The following is a 15220-nucleotide window of genomic DNA, read 5'->3' on the forward strand; positions in this document are numbered from 1 at the left end:
GTATGATGCATCCCAAACTCCCGCAGATTAGAAGCCTATGTCCCTGATAGTTCTACTGCTTCTGCCTTTTATCGGCAGCTGTCTGGCGGCCTTGCTGCCGCACAATGCACGTAACACCGAATCCCTGCTGGCTGGCCTTGTGGCCCTGGTCGGAACCGTTCAAGTCGCCCTGCTCTCCCCCCAGATCGCCCACGGTGGCGTGATCCGCGAAGAGTTCATGTGGTTGCCCAGCCTTGGGCTGAACTTCGTGCTGCGCATGGATGGGTTCGCCTGGTTGTTCTCGATGCTGGTGCTCGGCATCGGCGCGCTGGTGTCGCTGTATGCGCGCTACTACATGTCGCCGGACGATCCGGTGCCGCGTTTCTTCGCGTTTTTCCTGGCCTTCATGGGCGCCATGCTCGGCCTGGTGATTTCCGGCAACCTGATCCAGATCGTGTTCTTCTGGGAACTGACCAGCCTGTTCTCGTTCCTGTTGATCGGCTACTGGCACCATCGCGCCGATGCGCGTCGTGGTGCGTACATGGCCTTGATGGTCACCGGCGCGGGCGGCTTGTGCCTGCTGGCGGGCGTGATGCTGCTGGGGCATATCGTCGGCAGCTATGACCTGGACCAAGTGCTGGCCGCCGGCGAGCAGATCCGCGCGCATTCGCTGTACCCGGTGATGCTCGCGCTGGTGCTGATCGGCGCCCTGAGCAAAAGCGCGCAGTTCCCGTTCCACTTCTGGCTGCCCCACGCCATGGCTGCACCGACCCCGGTGTCTGCCTATCTGCACTCGGCGACGATGGTGAAGGCCGGCGTGTTCCTGCTGGCCCGCCTGTGGCCGTCGCTGTCCGGCAGCGAAGAGTGGTTCTGGATCGTCGGCGGTGCCGGCGCCCTGACCCTCCTCCTCGGCGCTTACTGCGCCATGTTCCAGAATGATCTCAAAGGCCTTTTAGCCTATTCCACCATCAGCCACCTCGGGCTGATCACCCTGCTGCTGGGCCTCAACAGCCCGCTGGCCGCCGTCGCTGCGGTGTTCCATATCCTCAACCACGCCACCTTCAAGGCCTCGCTGTTCATGGCGGCGGGCATCATCGACCACGAAAGCGGCACGCGGGACATCCGCAAGCTCAGTGGCCTGGTACGCCTGATCCCGTTTACCGCGACCCTGGCGATGGTGGCCAGCGCATCCATGGCCGGCGTACCGTTGCTCAACGGTTTCCTGTCCAAAGAGATGTTCTTCGCTGAAACCGTGTTTATCTCATCGACCCAATGGGTGGAAATCGCCCTGCCCCTGATCGCGACCATTGCCGGCACGTTCAGCGTGGCCTACGCCCTGCGCTTTACCGTGGATGTGTTCTTCGGCCCGCCCGCCACCGACCTGCCCCACACGCCTCACGAACCCCCGCGCTGGATGCGTGCCCCGGTTGAGCTGCTGGTATTCACCTGCCTGCTGGTGGGCATCTTCCCGGCCCAGGTGGTCGGTTCGATCCTCGCTGCCGCGGCGCTGCCGGTGGTCGGCGGCGTGCTGCCGGAATACAGCCTGGCGATCTGGCATGGCTGGAATGCACCGATGATCATGAGCCTGGTGGCCATGTCCGGTGGCGTGGTGCTCTACCTGCTGCTACGCAAACAACTGAAACGCGGCCGCTTCAAATACCCGCCGATCATCAGCTACTTCAACGGCAAGCGCGGCTTCGAGCGCAGCCTGGTGCTGATGATGCGCGGCGTGCGCAGGATCGAGAAACGCATCAGCACCAAGCGCCTGCAGACCCAATTGTTCCTGTTGGTGATCGTCGCAGTGATCGGCGCCATGATCCCGATGCTCAACAGCGGCCTCAGCTGGGGCGACCGCCCGAAGATCCCGGGCTCCATCGTGTTCGTCACCCTGTGGCTGCTGGCGATTGCCTGCGCCCTGGGCGCCGCCTGGCAAGCCAAGTATCACCGGCTCGCGGCCCTGACCATGGTCAGCGTGTGCGGCCTGATGACCTGTGTCACCTTCGTGTGGTTCTCGGCGCCGGACCTGGCGCTGACCCAGTTGGTGGTGGAAGTGGTCACCACCGTACTGATCCTGCTCGGCCTGCGCTGGCTGCCACGGCGGATCGAAGAGGTCTCGCCGCTGCCCAGTTCGCTGCGCAAGGCGCGCATCCGTCGTCTGCGCGACTTCCTGCTCTCCACCGTGGTAGGCGGCGGTATGGCGTTGCTGTCGTATGCGATGCTGACGCGCCAGACGCCCAACGATATTTCTTCGTTCTACTTGAGCCGCGCCCTGCCCGAGGGCGGTGGCAGCAATGTGGTGAACGTGATGCTGGTGGACTTCCGGGGCTTCGATACCCTCGGCGAAATCACCGTGCTCGGCGCCGTGGCGCTGACGGTGTACGCCCTGCTGCGTCGTTTCCGCCCGTCCAAGGAAAGCATGGAGCTGCCGCCACAGCAGCGTCAACTGGCGCCGGACGTGGCCACCGACCTGGTCAACCCGCGCCAGGCCAGCGACACCGCCCTCGGCTTCATGATGGTGCCGGCGGTGCTGGTGCGCCTGCTGCTGCCGATTGCGCTGGTGGTGTCGTTCTACCTGTTCATGCGCGGCCACAACCAACCGGGCGGCGGGTTTGTCGCCGGCCTGGTGATGTCGGTGGCGTTTATCCTGCAATACATGGTCGCCGGTACCCAGTGGGTCGAGGCGCAGATGAGCCTGCGGCCGATGCGCTGGATGGGCTTCGGCCTGCTCTCGGCGACGCTGACCGGGATCGGCGCGTTGTTTGTCGGCTACCCGTTCCTCACCACTCATACCTGGCATCTCAGCCTGCCGCTGCTGGGCGATATTCATATCGCCAGCGCGTTGTTCTTCGACGTCGGCGTATACGCCATGGTCGTCGGCTCGACACTGCTGATGCTCACCGCCCTCGGTCACCAGTCGGTGCGTGCGCATAAACCAAGCAACCAGGCCAAAGTAGTCGCCGCCACCGAAGGAGCCGCCTGATGGAAGAAGTCATCGCAATTGCCATTGGGGTCCTGGCGGCCTCCGGCGTCTGGTTGATCCTGCGGCCACGGACGTTCCAGGTGGTGATGGGCCTGTGCCTGTTGTCCTACGGGGTCAACCTGTTCATTTTCAGCATGGGCAGCCTGTTTATCGGCAAGGAGCCGATCATCAAGGACGGCGTGCCCCAGGACCTGCTCAATTACACCGATCCCCTGCCCCAGGCCCTGGTGCTTACGGCGATCGTGATCAGCTTCGCCATGACCGCGTTGTTCCTGGTGGTGCTGCTGGCGTCACGGGGCCTGACCGGCACTGACCATGTGGACGGCCGGGAGCCCAAGGAATGAATTGGGTCAACCAACTGATCGTCGCCCCGATCCTGCTGCCGTTGCTCACCGCCGCGCTGATGCTGATGCTCGGCGAAAAACGCCGCCCGCTGAAGGCCAGGATCAACCTGTTCTCCAGCGTCATTGGCATGGGCATCGCGATCCTGCTGTTGTACTGGACGCAAAAAGGCGGCCCCGGCTCGATTGGCGTGTACCTGCCGGGCAACTGGCAGGTGCCGTTCGGCATCGTGCTGGTGGTCGACCAGCTCTCGGCGCTGATGCTGGTGCTCACCGGGATCATCGGCGTGAGCGCGCTGCTGTTCGCCATGGCCCGTTGGGACCGTGCCGGTACCAGTTTCCATGCGCTGTTCCAGATCCAGATGATGGGCCTGTACGGCGCGTTCCTCACGGCGGACCTGTTCAACCTGTTCGTGTTCTTCGAAGTGCTGCTGGCGGCGTCCTACGGCTTGATGCTGCACGGCTCGGGCCGGGCGCGGGTGTCGTCGGGGCTGCATTACATCGCGATCAACCTGCTGGCGTCGTCGCTGTTCCTGATTGGCGCGGCGATGATCTACGGCGTGACCGGTACGCTGAATTTCGCCGACCTGGCGCTGAAAATCCCGCTGGTACCCGAGGCGGATCGCGGCCTGCTGCATGCCGGTGCGGCGATCCTCGCCACCGCATTCCTGGCCAAGGCCGGCATGTGGCCGCTGAACTTCTGGCTGGCCCCCGCCTATTCCTCGGCCAGTGCGCCGGTGGCGGCGATGTTCGCGATCATGACCAAGGTCGGCGTGTACACCGTGCTGCGCCTGTGGACCCTGCTGTTCTCCGGCCAGGCCGGCGCGTCGGCGTTGTTTGGCGGCGACTGGCTGGTGTACGGCGGCATGGCCACGATCATCTGCGCGGCGCTGGCGATGGTGGCGGCGCAGCGGCTTGAGCGCATGGCCAGCTTGAGCATCCTGGTCTCGGCCGGGATCCTGCTGTCGGCCGTTGGTTTCGCCCAGCCAAGCCTGACCGCCGGGGCGCTGTTCTATCTGGTCAGCTCCACCCTGGCGTTGAGTGCGCTGTTCCTGCTGGCCGAATTGATCGAGCGTTCGCGCTCGGCCAACGACCTGCCGCTGGATGAAGAGATTGACGCACTGCCCAAGGCCATGGAATCCCTGCATCCGCGTCCTGGCGTGAACCTGGATGACGAGCAGAAAGCCGTGGTCGGCCAGGTGATTCCCTGGACTATGGCCTTCCTCGGCTTGAGCTTTGTCGCCTGCGCCCTGTTGATTATCGGCATGCCGCCGCTGTCCGGGTTTATCGGCAAGCTCAGCTTGTTGAGTGCGCTGGTTAACCCCTTGGGCCTGGGCGTCAGTGTGGATGAACCCATTCGTCCCGCGGCCTGGGGTTTGGTGGCGCTGTTGATCCTCTCGGGCCTGGCCTCGCTGATCGCCTTCGCCCGCCTGGGTATCCAGCGCTTCTGGACCCCGGAAGAGCGCCCGTCGCCCTTGCTGCGCCGCTATGAGTGCGTGCCGATCTTCTTCCTGCTGGGCCTGAGCATCCTGCTGACCTTCAAGGCCGAGCCGCTGATGCGCTACACCCAGGCCACTGCCCAAAGCCTGAACAACCCGGAACACTACGTGATGGCGGTGATGGCCACGCGTCCGGTCCCCAGCCCCGAAGCCAAGACCGCCGCGCTGGAGGTGCAGCCATGAAGCGCCTGTTGCCTGCACCGTGGTTGTCCCTGGCCTTGTGGTTGCTGTGGCTGGTGCTGAACCTGTCCGTCAGCCCCGGCAACCTGCTGCTGGGCGCGCTGCTGGGCCTGCTTGCACCGCTGCTGATGGCGCCGCTGCGCCCTCTGCCGATCCGCATCCGCCGCCCTGGCGTGATCATCCGCCTGTTTTTCCTGGTCGGCCGCGATGTGATCGTCTCCAACCTGCAAGTGGCCTGGGGCGTGCTGGTGTGCGGCTCACGCCCACCGCGTTCGCGCTTCGTCAAAATTCCCCTGGACCTGCGCGACGCCAACGGCCTCGCCGCCCTGTCGATGATTACCACCGTGGTCCCCGGCACCATCTGGTCGGAACTGGCGCTGGACCGCAGCATCCTGCTGCTGCACGTATTCGACCTGGAGGATGAAGCGCCGTTTATCGAGCACTTCAAGACCACCTACGAGCGGCCCCTGATGGAGATCTTCGAATGAGCGCCCTGCTCTCCAATGCGATCCTGTTCAGCCTGTTCCTGTTCTCCCTGGCCATGGTGCTGACCCTGATCCGCCTGTTCAAAGGCCCGTCGGCCCAGGACCGGGTCCTGGCGCTGGACTACCTGTACATCCTGGCGATGCTGATGATGCTGGTGCTCGGTATTCGATATGCCAGCGACACCTACTTTGAAGCGGCGCTGCTGATTGCGCTGTTCGGCTTCGTGGGCTCGTTTGCCCTGGCCAAATTCCTGCTGCGTGGAGAGGTGATTGAATGATGCCGTTATGGATGGAAATCGTCGTCGCGGTACTGCTGGTGTTGAGCAGCGTGTTTGCGTTGATCGGCGCGCTTGGCTTGCTGCGCATGAAAGACTTCTTCCAGCGCATGCACCCGCCGGCGCTGGCCTCGACATTGGGTGCCTGGTGTGTGGCGCTCGCGTCGATTATCTATTTTTCGGTGCTCAAGTCGGGCCCGGTGTTGCACGGCTGGCTGATCCCGATCTTGCTCTCGATCACGGTGCCGGTGACCACGCTGCTATTGGCGCGCACCGCGCTGTTTCGCAAGCGCATGGCGGGCGATGATGTACCCGCCGAAGTCAGCAGCCGCCGCTGACGCTTGAGGCGGACGCAACCCTTTGTAGGAGCCGGCTTGCCGACTCCTACAGTTTGGACATCAGGCGAGCGATCGGATATGCGCGGCCAATTGCGCCAGTTCCCCATCATCCGCCCGCACAAAATCGTGGGACGAAATGTAGCCCTCATACGTTTCAAAAAACTTGTCCACCTTTGAACTGATCGGTTTGAACGCACTGTCCGACCCCGTCCCATGCATGGGAAACAACTTCGCATGCAGGTGATCCACGCCGTAGCCTTCCAGCATCATCCCGGTGCGCGCCACATCCGGAAACGCCCGATCAATCTGCAGCGCGGTTTTCTTCGCCGCGACCGCGAGCCCGGCCAACACCTCATCCGACTGCGCAAACGCATAGCTGCCGTAGTGCTGCTTGGGGATTACCACGCTGAAACCCGGTGTGTTGGGAAAGATCGAAAGAAACGCCATATGCTGGTCGTCTTCCCACAGAATGTGCGCTGGGGAGGTCTTTTGAACAATGCTGCAGAAAATACAATCCATTTGAATCACCGCCAGTTTCATCGTGGGTTTGGTCGTGGCGACTATCTAAAGCCAGGATTCGGGCGGCGTCAAAACAAATGGCAAATGACCGAAATGTCCAAGGACGTATGCGATGAGTAAAACCTACACCCCTGCCACCGCTGCCGCCGACGTCGAAACCACCCTCGCCTGGCTTGGCGGGCGGTGGAAGCTGATCATCCTGTTCCATCTGTTCGGCGGCCAGGTGCAACGTTACTCGGACCTTGAGCGGCTGATCCCGGATATCTCGCAGAAGATGCTGGCCCAACAATTGCGCCAGCTCGAAGCCGATGGGCTGGTACAGCGCACGGTCTATCCGGTGGTGCCACCCAAAGTGGAATACCGCATGACCGAGTGGGGCCAGAGCCTGTGCCCGGTGCTGGATGGCCTGCTCAAATGGCAGGCTGCCAAGCCGACGACTTAAACCGTGGGAACGGTACCGCCATCGATCACGTACTCGGTCCCGCTGATCGACGCGGCGCGGGGCGAGACCAGGAAGGCGATCAAGTCAGCCACCTCCTGGGGCTTGGCCGGCCGTCCAAGCGGAATGCCGCCGAGCGCCTGCATGATGATCTGCTTGCCGCCCTCGTAATCCGTCCCCGCCTGCTCCGCCAGACGCTCCGCCAGCGCCACCGCCGCGTCAGTCTCCACCCAGCCTGGAGAAACCCGTACCACCCGAATGCCCTTGGGCGTCACTTCTTTCGACAGGCTCTTGCTATACGTCGCCAACGCCGCCTTTGCAGCGGCATACGCTGTGGTCGACTCCGGCAACGGCAACTCTCGCTGGATCGACGTGACATGAATAATCACCCCTGCCCGACGCTCGATCATCCCCGGCAATAACGCCCGATCCAACCGCACCGCCGCCATCAGGTTCTGGCCCAGCGCACTCGCCCACTGCTCATCGTCCAGTACCGCAAAACCACCACCCGGCGCGCTGGAACCGCCGAGCACATTGACGATGATATCCACCCCACCAAACCGATCCTTCACCGCCTCGGTCACGCTCGCACAACCCGCGGCAGTGCCCAGGTCGGCAGCGATGAAATGCACGCCTTCAAGCGTCGAATCCGCCGCCGAACGCGCGACCGAAATCACCTGCGCGCCTTGTTCATGCAACACCGTCACCACGGCCGCGCCAATACCTTTGGTGCCACCGGTGACCAGTGCACGAAGGCCTTTTAGTCCGAGATCAAAACTCATGAAACCTACTCCTGGGTAAACGAAGACCGCAGGATAAGAACGAGATGGACAGCCCACAAGAACGCACAAAAAGGTGATGGGCTCACCAAAAAGTAAGTGCCTGGATTCAGGGGGCCGCGTCACACGTCGAACGGTAGGAACCGGCTTGCCGGCAATGGCGGCGTGTCGGTCGCTGTGGATGCAACTGACATACAGCAATCGCTGGCAAACCAGCGCCTACAGGATCGGCGCGCCAAATCTGTTCAGGCGTGGCATCCAATGCTCCAGGATCTGCGCCGATGCCAGCACATGATGCGCCCGCCCGATCAACAGCCGACGTGGCACAAAGCCGATGTATCGCGAGTCATCGCTGTTATCGCGGTTATCCCCCAGCATGAAATAGCTGTCGGCCGGCACCACCACTGGTGCGAAATTGCGCATCGCCCGCACCGTCGGCATGAACTGCACAGTACGCTGGCGGTTGGCGGCCAATTCGTTCAGCTTGATCCCCGGTACCGTATGACCTGGGACAATTGGCTCGCTGATGTCCTGCGCATCACTGTAGGTGGCTGGCGTACCGTTGACCCACAGCACTTCATCGCGCATTTCCAGGGTGTCGCCGGGAACGCCGACAATCCGCTTGATCAGGCGCATGCCATCCTTGGGTGACGAAAACGTCACCACATCGCCGCGCTGGGGGTTATCGAGGTGGGCCAGGGAAATATCCGTGAGCGGGACCTTGAGGTCATACGCTACGCGATTGACCAGCACCACATCGCCTTCCAGCAGGGTTGGGCGCATGGAGCCGGAGGGAATCGGATTCCAGTCGGCCAGGGAGGTACGGAAAACACCGAAGCATATCCAGAAAATGATTGCGTAACGGTAACGGATCAACCAACTTCGCATACATCCTCGCACGGCAGAAAGGGGCATCAGACTGTTTCTCAGACGCCCGGTTGTGGCACCCGAGGATTAAATGAATATTAGCGTCAAAGCGCACTAAAAGGAGTTTTCGCCATGGATATCCACTGTTCCGTTTTTATCGCAACCAGCGTCGACGGCTTTATTGCCCGTCCAGACGGTGATATCGAATGGTTGCACCGACCGGAATACGAAACCGCCGAGCTGAGCGGCGTAACCTATGAACGCTTCATCGCCACGGTCGATGCACTGGTAATGGGTCGCAAAACCCTGGAGAAAGTCTTGTCCTTCCCGGATTGGCCCTACGAGGGCACTCCCGTCATTGCACTCTCCCATCAGCCTCTGCAGATCCCTGCGCATCTGGAGGGCAAGGTCGAGGTCATGGCAGCAGACGTCACCTCACTCGTGGCAACGTTAGCCGAACGCGGTATGAAGCACCTCTATATCGACGGTGGCCAGACGATCCAGGCGTTTCTTGACGCGGGCCTGGTCAATGAGCTGATCATTACGCGTATCCCGGTTTTGCTGGGGCAAGGCATTCCACTGTTCAGCCAGGTTGGCAGTGAGCGGGAGCTGCAGCATATTGGCACCTATGTGTCGGACAATGGTTTTGTGCAAAGTCGGTATCAAGTAATGTCAGGCGCTCACGCCGCGCAATAATGGATTTCTCTGAAGGAACAGACCATGAACCCACCCCCTCGCATTGGTCGCAGGCATAGGCAGCCGTAATCGCTCCATCGGCAAAGCCGGCGGGCTGTTGCGAATGGTGCCGGATGATCTGCGCAGATTCGCTGCCAAGACGATTGGCAAACCGGTCATCATGGGCCGAAAAACCTTCGAGTCGGTCATTGCACTCAGCGGTAGGCCATTGGCCGATCGGCCCAACATCGTGCTGTCCAGAAACCCTGACTATGTGCACGAGCACGCTATCGCCTACCAATCCCTGGCAGCGGCACTAGAACGCGCAGCCCTCTACACCCCCGAGGAAATTCATATCGGTGGCGGGCCAGAGCTTTATGACCAAGCGATACACTTTGTGGACAGGCTGTACCTGCCCCCTGTTCAACGATGATCACGAGGGTGAAGCCAGGTTTCCGAGTTTTAAGGATGAGTTCGTTGAGGTCTGCCGCCATGGCGTCCGACAGCACGAGGGCCTTGAGTACGAATGGGTGGACTACATCAGGCGTAGATAACGACGCAATGAAACGGCCGCGCTAAAAACTGTAGGAGCTGGCTTGCCGGCGATGGCGGTGTATCAGCCAGCATGTTCGGTGGCTGATACACCGCCATCGCAGGCAAGCCAGCTCCCACATTTGGATGGGGGACATCTGCGGATCGGCCGCGTGTCTGCACAACAAACCCTTAACTAAACCCTTCTGAAAAACCATAGCCGTCCGTTGAAGGCTATGGTGTGTTTATCGTACCGAGACCTGCTGGTCAACGCAGCGGAGGACCTGGCGTCAGCTCAAGCGCTGGCAAGCCATTTGGCTTTTCACAGATAAATCTGAAACCGAAGAATTCGCAAAGTGGACACGGTAAAAAATGTGGGAGCGGGCTTGCTCGCTCCCACAATGGATCGAGTGAGCCGTTAAACCGGCATGCAAAAAAACGCCCCGAACCAGTCGGGGCGTTTTTTGTTCAGCGTTGACCGATCAAGCCTGATCAGCCAACCGCCACGTCGTCCCGCCCTTGCCGTCTTCCAATACCACACCCATCGCGGTCAGTTGGTCACGGATACGGTCGGATTCCGACCAGTCCTTATTGGTACGGGCGGTCAAGCGCGCCTGGATCAACGCATCCACTTCAGCCGCATCCACACGCCCTTCGGCGCCGGCCTGCAGGAAGTCATCGGCCTCCATCTGCAGCACGCCCAGCACACTGGCCAGCTCTTTCAAGCGCGCCGCCAGGCCCGCCGCTGCGTCGAGATCACTCTCACGCAAACGGTTGATCTCGCGCACCATTTCGAACAGCACGGCGCAGGCTTCGGGGGTGCCGAAGTCGTCGTTCATGACTTCGGTGAAGCGTGCCACGAAGGCTTCGCCGCCGGCCGGCGCCACGGATGGCAGGCCTTTCAACGCGTGGTAGAACCGCTCCAGGGCGCCCTTGGCGTCCTTGAGGTTGTCTTCCGAATAGTTGATGGCGCTGCGGTAGTGGCTGGACACCAGCAGGTAACGCACCACTTCCGGGTGGTACTTTTCCAGCACGTCGCGGATGGTGAAGAAGTTGTTCAAGGACTTGGACATCTTCTCGCCATTGATGCGGATCATGCCGCAGTGCATCCAGGCGTTGGCGTAGGTCTTGCCGGTGGCGGCTTCGCTCTGGGCGATTTCGTTTTCGTGGTGCGGGAACTCGAGGTCGCTGCCGCCGCCATGAATGTCGAAAGTCTCACCCAGGCAGCAGGTGGACATCACCGAGCATTCGATGTGCCAGCCCGGACGCCCGGCGCCCCATGGCGATTCCCAGCTCGGCTCGCCGGGCTTGGTGCCTTTCCACAGCACGAAGTCGAGCGGATCCTGCTTGGCTTCGTCGACTTCAATGCGCGCGCCGATGCGCAGGTCTTCGATTTTCTTGCGCGACAGCTTGCCGTAGCCCATGAACTTGGCGACGCGGTAGTACACGTCACCGTTGCCAGGAGCGTAGGCGTAACCCTTGTCGATCAGGGTCTGGATCATGGCGTGCATGCCAGGGATGTGGTCCGTGGCACGCGGTTCCATGTCCGGCTTGAGGATATTGAGGCGCGCCTCGTCCTCGTGCATGGCGGCGATCATGCGCTCGGTCAGCGCATCGAACGACTCGCCGTTCTCGTTGGCGCGGTTGATGATCTTGTCGTCGATGTCGGTGATGTTGCGCACATAGGTCAAGTCATAGCCGCTGAAACGCAACCAGCGGGTCACCAGGTCGAAGGCAACCATGCTGCGGCCGTGGCCGATGTGGCAGTAGTCGTACACGGTCATGCCGCACACGTACATGCGCACCTTGTTGCCATCCAGCGGCTTGAAGACTTCTTTGGTCTTGCTGAGTGTGTTGTAGATCGTTAGCACGACAGTTCCTTAAACAGAATCACTGGCCCCACGAATCACGCAAGGTCACGGTACGGTTGAACACCGGCTGACCAGGTTTCGAGTCCTTGATATCCGCGCAGAAGTAGCCTTCGCGCTCGAACTGGAAACGGTCTTCCGGCTGTGCGTCGCCCAAAGAGGGTTCGGCACGACAACCGGTGAGCACTTGCAGGGAGTCAGGGTTGATGTTGTCGAGGAAACTGGCGCTGTCTTCGGCCTTTTCAGGATTCGGCGAACGGAACAGGCGATCGTACAGGCGCACTTCGCACTCGATGCTGGCAGCGGCCGGCACCCAGTGGATCACGCCCTTGACCTTGCGGCCTTCAGGGTTCTTGCCCAGGGTTTCCGGGTCGTAGGAGCAACGCAGTTCGACGATGTTGCCCTCGGCGTCCTTGATCGCTTCGTCGGCGCGGATCACGTAGCTGCCGCGCAGGCGCACTTCGCCGTTGGGCTCCAGGCGCTTGTAGCCTTTTGGCGGCTCTTCCATGAAGTCATCGCGGTCGATGTAGATTTCACGGGCGAACGGCAGCTTGCGCACGCCGAGTGCTTCGTTCTGCGGATGACGCGGCAGTTCGAGATGGTCGACCTTGTCTTCCGGGTAGTTGGTGATCACGACTTTCAACGGACGCAGCACGCACATGGCCCGTGGCGCGTTCGCGTCGAGGTCCTGGCGGATGCTGAACTCGAGCATGCCGTAGTCGACCACACCGTCGGAGCGGTTGGTGCCGACCATCTCGCAGAAGTTGCGGATCGACGCCGGGGTGTAGCCACGGCGGCGGAAGCCCGACAGGGTCGACATGCGTGGGTCGTCCCAGCCATTGACGTGCTTTTCATCCACCAGTTGCTTGAGCTTGCGCTTGCTGGTGATGGTGTAGTTGAGGTTCAGGCGGCTGAATTCGTACTGACGCGGGTGCGCCGGGACCGGCAGGCTGTCGAGGAACCATTCGTACAGCGGGCGATGGCTCTCGAACTCCAGGGTGCAGATGGAGTGGGTGATGCCTTCGATGGCGTCCGACTGGCCGTGGGTGAAGTCGTAGTTCGGGTAGATGCACCACTTGTCGCCGGTCTGGTGGTGATGGGCGTGGCGGATGCGGTACATGATCGGGTCGCGCAGGTTCATGTTCGGCGAGGCCATGTCGATCTTGGCGCGCAGTACGCGGGCGCCGTCCGGGAACTCACCGGCGCGCATGCGGGCGAACCAGTCGAGGTTCTCTTCTACGGAGCGGTCGCGGAACGGGCTGTTCTTGCCCGGTTCGGTCAGGGTGCCACGGTATTCCTTGGCCTGCTCGGGGGTCAGGTCGTCGACGTAGGCCTTGCCGGCCTTGATCAGCTCGACGGCCCAGTCGAACAGCTGGTCGAAGTATTTGGAGGCATAGCGCACTTCACCGGACCATTCGAAGCCCAGCCACTTGATGTCGCTTTCGATGGCGTCGATGTATTCCTGGTCTTCCTTGGCCGGGTTGGTGTCGTCGAAACGCAGGTGCGTGACGCCACCGAACTCCTGGGCCAGGCCGAAGTTCACACAGATCGACTTGGCGTGACCGATGTGCAGGTAGCCGTTGGGCTCTGGCGGGAAGCGGGTGACGATCTGCGTGTGCTTGCCCGAATCCAGGTCCGCCTGGATGATCGGGCGCAGGAAATTGACCGGGACGGCAGGTCCGGCCTTGGAATTCGAGGTAGGGTCGACAGTGGGCTTGCTCATAGGATCCTTGAACAGACAGGTTCGTGGCCGGTTGGGGCCAGATAAAACAAAGGCGATATCATAGCTGATGCTGTCAAGACACTGACAGGTCACGACCAAAAACTGCTGCTTTAATTAACCGGGCGGTAAAAAACCACCTCGAAATTCCTGCCGGGCACGCTAAACTGCGCGCCTTGGCCGCCGTTTAGCCAGACAGGTAAGGCGCCCCAGGCGTCCAAACCCACGAATTCCCTGAAAAGAGTAGTGAACATGACTCAAGTCAAACTGACCACCAACCACGGTGACATCGTCATCGAGCTGAACGCCGAGAAAGCGCCGATCACCGTCGCCAACTTCATCGAGTACGTTAAGGCCGGCCACTACGAAAACACGGTTTTCCACCGTGTCATCGGTAACTTCATGGTCCAGGGCGGCGGTTTCGAGCCTGGCATGAAAGAAAAGAAAGACAAGCGCCCAAGCATCCAGAACGAAGCGGACAACGGCCTTTCCAACGACAAGTACACCGTCGCCATGGCCCGTACCATGGAGCCGCATTCGGCCTCCGCGCAGTTCTTCATCAACGTGGCCGACAACGCCTTCCTGAACCACAGCGGCAAGAACGTACAGGGCTGGGGCTACGCCGTGTTCGGTAAAGTCACCGAAGGCCAGGACGTTGTCGACAAGATCAAAGGCGTGTCGACCACCTCCAAGGCCGGTCACCAGGACGTACCGGTCGAAGACGTGATCGTCGAGAAAGCCGAGATCGTTGAGTGATATTGCTGATTTCAGACTTGCATCTGGAAGAGGAGCGCCCGGACATTACCCGGGCGTTTCTGGATCTGCTTCACAACCGCGCCCGTGGCGCCCAGGCGTTGTACATTCTGGGGGACTTCTTTGAAGCCTGGATTGGCGACGATGGGATGACGCCCTTCCAGCGTTCGATCTGCGAGGCTCTGCGCGAGCTGAGCGACAGCGGCACCCCGATTTTTATCATGCATGGCAACCGCGACTTCCTGATCGGCAAGGCGTTCTGCAAAGCGGCAGGCGCCACCTTGCTCAAGGACCCGAGTGTCGTGCAGCTCGCAGGCGAACCCGTGCTGTTGATGCACGGCGACAGCCTCTGCACCCGCGACCTTGGCTACATGAAGCTGCGGCGCATCCTGCGTAATCCCATCGTGCTGTTTATCCTGCGTCACCTGCCATTGCGCACCCGCCATCGGCTGGCGCGCAAGCTGCGCAGTGAAAGCCGCGCGCAAACGCGCATGAAGGCCAATAACATTGTCGATGTGACGCCCGAGGAAGTACCGCGGGTGATGCAGCAGTTCGGCGTGCGCACCCTGGTCCACGGCCACACGCACCGCCCGGCGATCCATAAGCTGCAGATTGGCGACCAGGCGGCCAAGCGCATTGTGCTGGGGGATTGGGACAAGCAGGGCTGGGCGTTGCAGGCGGATGAGCAAGGCTTTCAGTTGGCGGCGTTTGACTTCGTCAATCCGCAACTGGCGTTGCCTGGCGCCTGATCCTCAAACACCACTGATCCAATGTGAACAGAGATCAAAGTGTGGAAGGGGGCTTGCCCTAATGCCAGTCAGTTAAGGCTTTTTGCAGGAGCGAGCTTGCTCGCGAAAAACGCCCAGGCAACGCGTTCATTCTCGATAAGCGCGGTGGCCCTGAGTTCTTCGCGAGCAAGCTCGCTCCTACAGTGAATCACTTTCGCTTAACTGAACGGCATTAGGGCAAGCCCCCTCCCACAATTGATTGCA

The 15220-nt window shown here is 61.2% G+C and carries 16 protein-coding genes; 11 read left to right on the forward strand and 5 right to left on the reverse strand.

Features of this window, described 5'->3' with window-relative positions:
- Positions 1 to 37 precede the first annotated feature (37 nt).
- The 6 genes from BB029_RS17295 to BB029_RS17320 are packed head-to-tail and all read left to right on the forward strand — an operon-like array spanning position 38 to position 6077.
- The gene (locus BB029_RS17295; RefSeq protein WP_065940097.1) at positions 38 to 2959 is read left to right on the forward strand and encodes a monovalent cation/H+ antiporter subunit A; all 2922 of its coding nucleotides are present in this window, start codon (positions 38 to 40) and stop codon (positions 2957 to 2959) included.
- Entirely contained in the window at positions 2959 to 3303 is a 345-nt protein-coding gene (locus tag BB029_RS17300; protein WP_003192163.1) for a Na+/H+ antiporter subunit C, read from the forward strand. Before BB029_RS17295 ends, BB029_RS17300 begins: the two co-directional genes overlap by 1 nt.
- Positions 3300 to 4982 (forward strand): monovalent cation/H+ antiporter subunit D, encoded by a 1683-nt coding sequence (locus BB029_RS17305; RefSeq protein WP_065940098.1) that lies wholly within the window; start codon positions 3300 to 3302, stop codon positions 4980 to 4982. Before BB029_RS17300 ends, BB029_RS17305 begins: the two co-directional genes overlap by 4 nt.
- The gene (locus tag BB029_RS17310; RefSeq protein ID WP_065940099.1) at positions 4979 to 5467 is read left to right on the forward strand and encodes a Na+/H+ antiporter subunit E; all 489 of its coding nucleotides are present in this window, start codon (positions 4979 to 4981) and stop codon (positions 5465 to 5467) included. Before BB029_RS17305 ends, BB029_RS17310 begins: the two co-directional genes overlap by 4 nt.
- Entirely contained in the window at positions 5464 to 5742 is a 279-nt protein-coding gene (locus tag BB029_RS17315) for a K+/H+ antiporter subunit F (RefSeq protein ID WP_005789171.1), read from the forward strand. Before BB029_RS17310 ends, BB029_RS17315 begins: the two co-directional genes overlap by 4 nt.
- Complete coding sequence (locus tag BB029_RS17320) at positions 5739 to 6077, forward strand: Na+/H+ antiporter subunit G (protein WP_065901007.1); 339 nt, start codon at positions 5739 to 5741, stop codon at positions 6075 to 6077. Before BB029_RS17315 ends, BB029_RS17320 begins: the two co-directional genes overlap by 4 nt.
- 60 nt (positions 6078 to 6137) lie before the next feature.
- Here BB029_RS17320 and BB029_RS17325 read toward each other — a convergent pair whose 3' ends face one another.
- A complete protein-coding gene (locus BB029_RS17325) occupies positions 6138 to 6596 on the reverse strand; it encodes an HIT family protein (protein ID WP_065940422.1) in 459 nt (152 codons plus the stop codon).
- A 112-nt stretch (positions 6597 to 6708) separates the two neighbouring features.
- On the opposite strand from BB029_RS17325, the gene BB029_RS17330 reads away from it, so the two are divergent.
- Complete coding sequence (locus BB029_RS17330; protein WP_065940100.1) at positions 6709 to 7038, forward strand: helix-turn-helix domain-containing protein; 330 nt, start codon at positions 6709 to 6711, stop codon at positions 7036 to 7038.
- On the opposite strand, the gene BB029_RS17335 is transcribed toward BB029_RS17330, so the two are convergent.
- A complete protein-coding gene (locus BB029_RS17335) occupies positions 7035 to 7817 on the reverse strand; it encodes an SDR family oxidoreductase (RefSeq protein WP_065940101.1) in 783 nt (260 codons plus the stop codon). The genes BB029_RS17330 and BB029_RS17335 overlap by 4 nt on opposite strands.
- A 216-nt stretch (positions 7818 to 8033) precedes the next feature.
- Positions 8034 to 8702 (reverse strand): signal peptidase I, encoded by a 669-nt coding sequence (lepB, locus tag BB029_RS17340; RefSeq protein WP_065940102.1) that lies wholly within the window; start codon positions 8700 to 8702, stop codon positions 8034 to 8036.
- 111 nt (positions 8703 to 8813) lie between these two features.
- Between lepB and BB029_RS17345 the strand changes: the two genes are divergently transcribed.
- Together BB029_RS17345 and BB029_RS17350 are read left to right on the forward strand one after the other, a co-directional pair.
- Positions 8814 to 9377, forward strand: coding sequence for a dihydrofolate reductase family protein (locus BB029_RS17345; RefSeq protein ID WP_065940103.1), 564 nt, complete (start codon positions 8814 to 8816; stop codon positions 9375 to 9377).
- Positions 9378 to 9420: 43 nt separating this feature from the next.
- Positions 9421 to 9789, forward strand: a complete 369-nt coding sequence (locus BB029_RS17350; RefSeq protein WP_065940104.1) for a dihydrofolate reductase — start codon at positions 9421 to 9423, stop codon at positions 9787 to 9789.
- A 580-nt stretch (positions 9790 to 10369) separates the two neighbouring features.
- Here BB029_RS17350 and cysS read toward each other — a convergent pair.
- Entirely contained in the window at positions 10370 to 11758 is a 1389-nt protein-coding gene (gene cysS, locus BB029_RS17355) for a cysteine--tRNA ligase (RefSeq protein ID WP_065940105.1), read from the reverse strand.
- A gap of 19 nt (positions 11759 to 11777) precedes the next feature.
- Positions 11778 to 13478, reverse strand: a complete 1701-nt coding sequence (locus BB029_RS17360; protein ID WP_065940106.1) for a glutamine--tRNA ligase/YqeY domain fusion protein — start codon at positions 13476 to 13478, stop codon at positions 11778 to 11780.
- Between the two features lie 249 nt (positions 13479 to 13727).
- Here BB029_RS17360 and BB029_RS17365 point away from each other — a divergent pair, with 249 nt between their 5' ends.
- Positions 13728 to 14231 carry a peptidylprolyl isomerase gene (locus BB029_RS17365; protein ID WP_065927032.1) on the forward strand — a complete coding sequence of 168 codons (504 nt, stop codon included), beginning with the start codon at positions 13728 to 13730 and terminating at the stop codon, positions 14229 to 14231.
- Entirely contained in the window at positions 14228 to 14977 is a 750-nt protein-coding gene (lpxH, locus tag BB029_RS17370; RefSeq protein ID WP_065940107.1) for a UDP-2,3-diacylglucosamine diphosphatase, read from the forward strand. The genes BB029_RS17365 and lpxH overlap by 4 nt, the downstream gene beginning before the upstream one ends.
- The last annotated feature ends 243 nt before the right edge of the window (positions 14978 to 15220 follow it).

This window comes from Pseudomonas sp. S3E12 (assembly GCF_001702295.1).
Classification (GTDB): domain Bacteria; phylum Pseudomonadota; class Gammaproteobacteria; order Pseudomonadales; family Pseudomonadaceae; genus Aquipseudomonas; species Aquipseudomonas marginalis.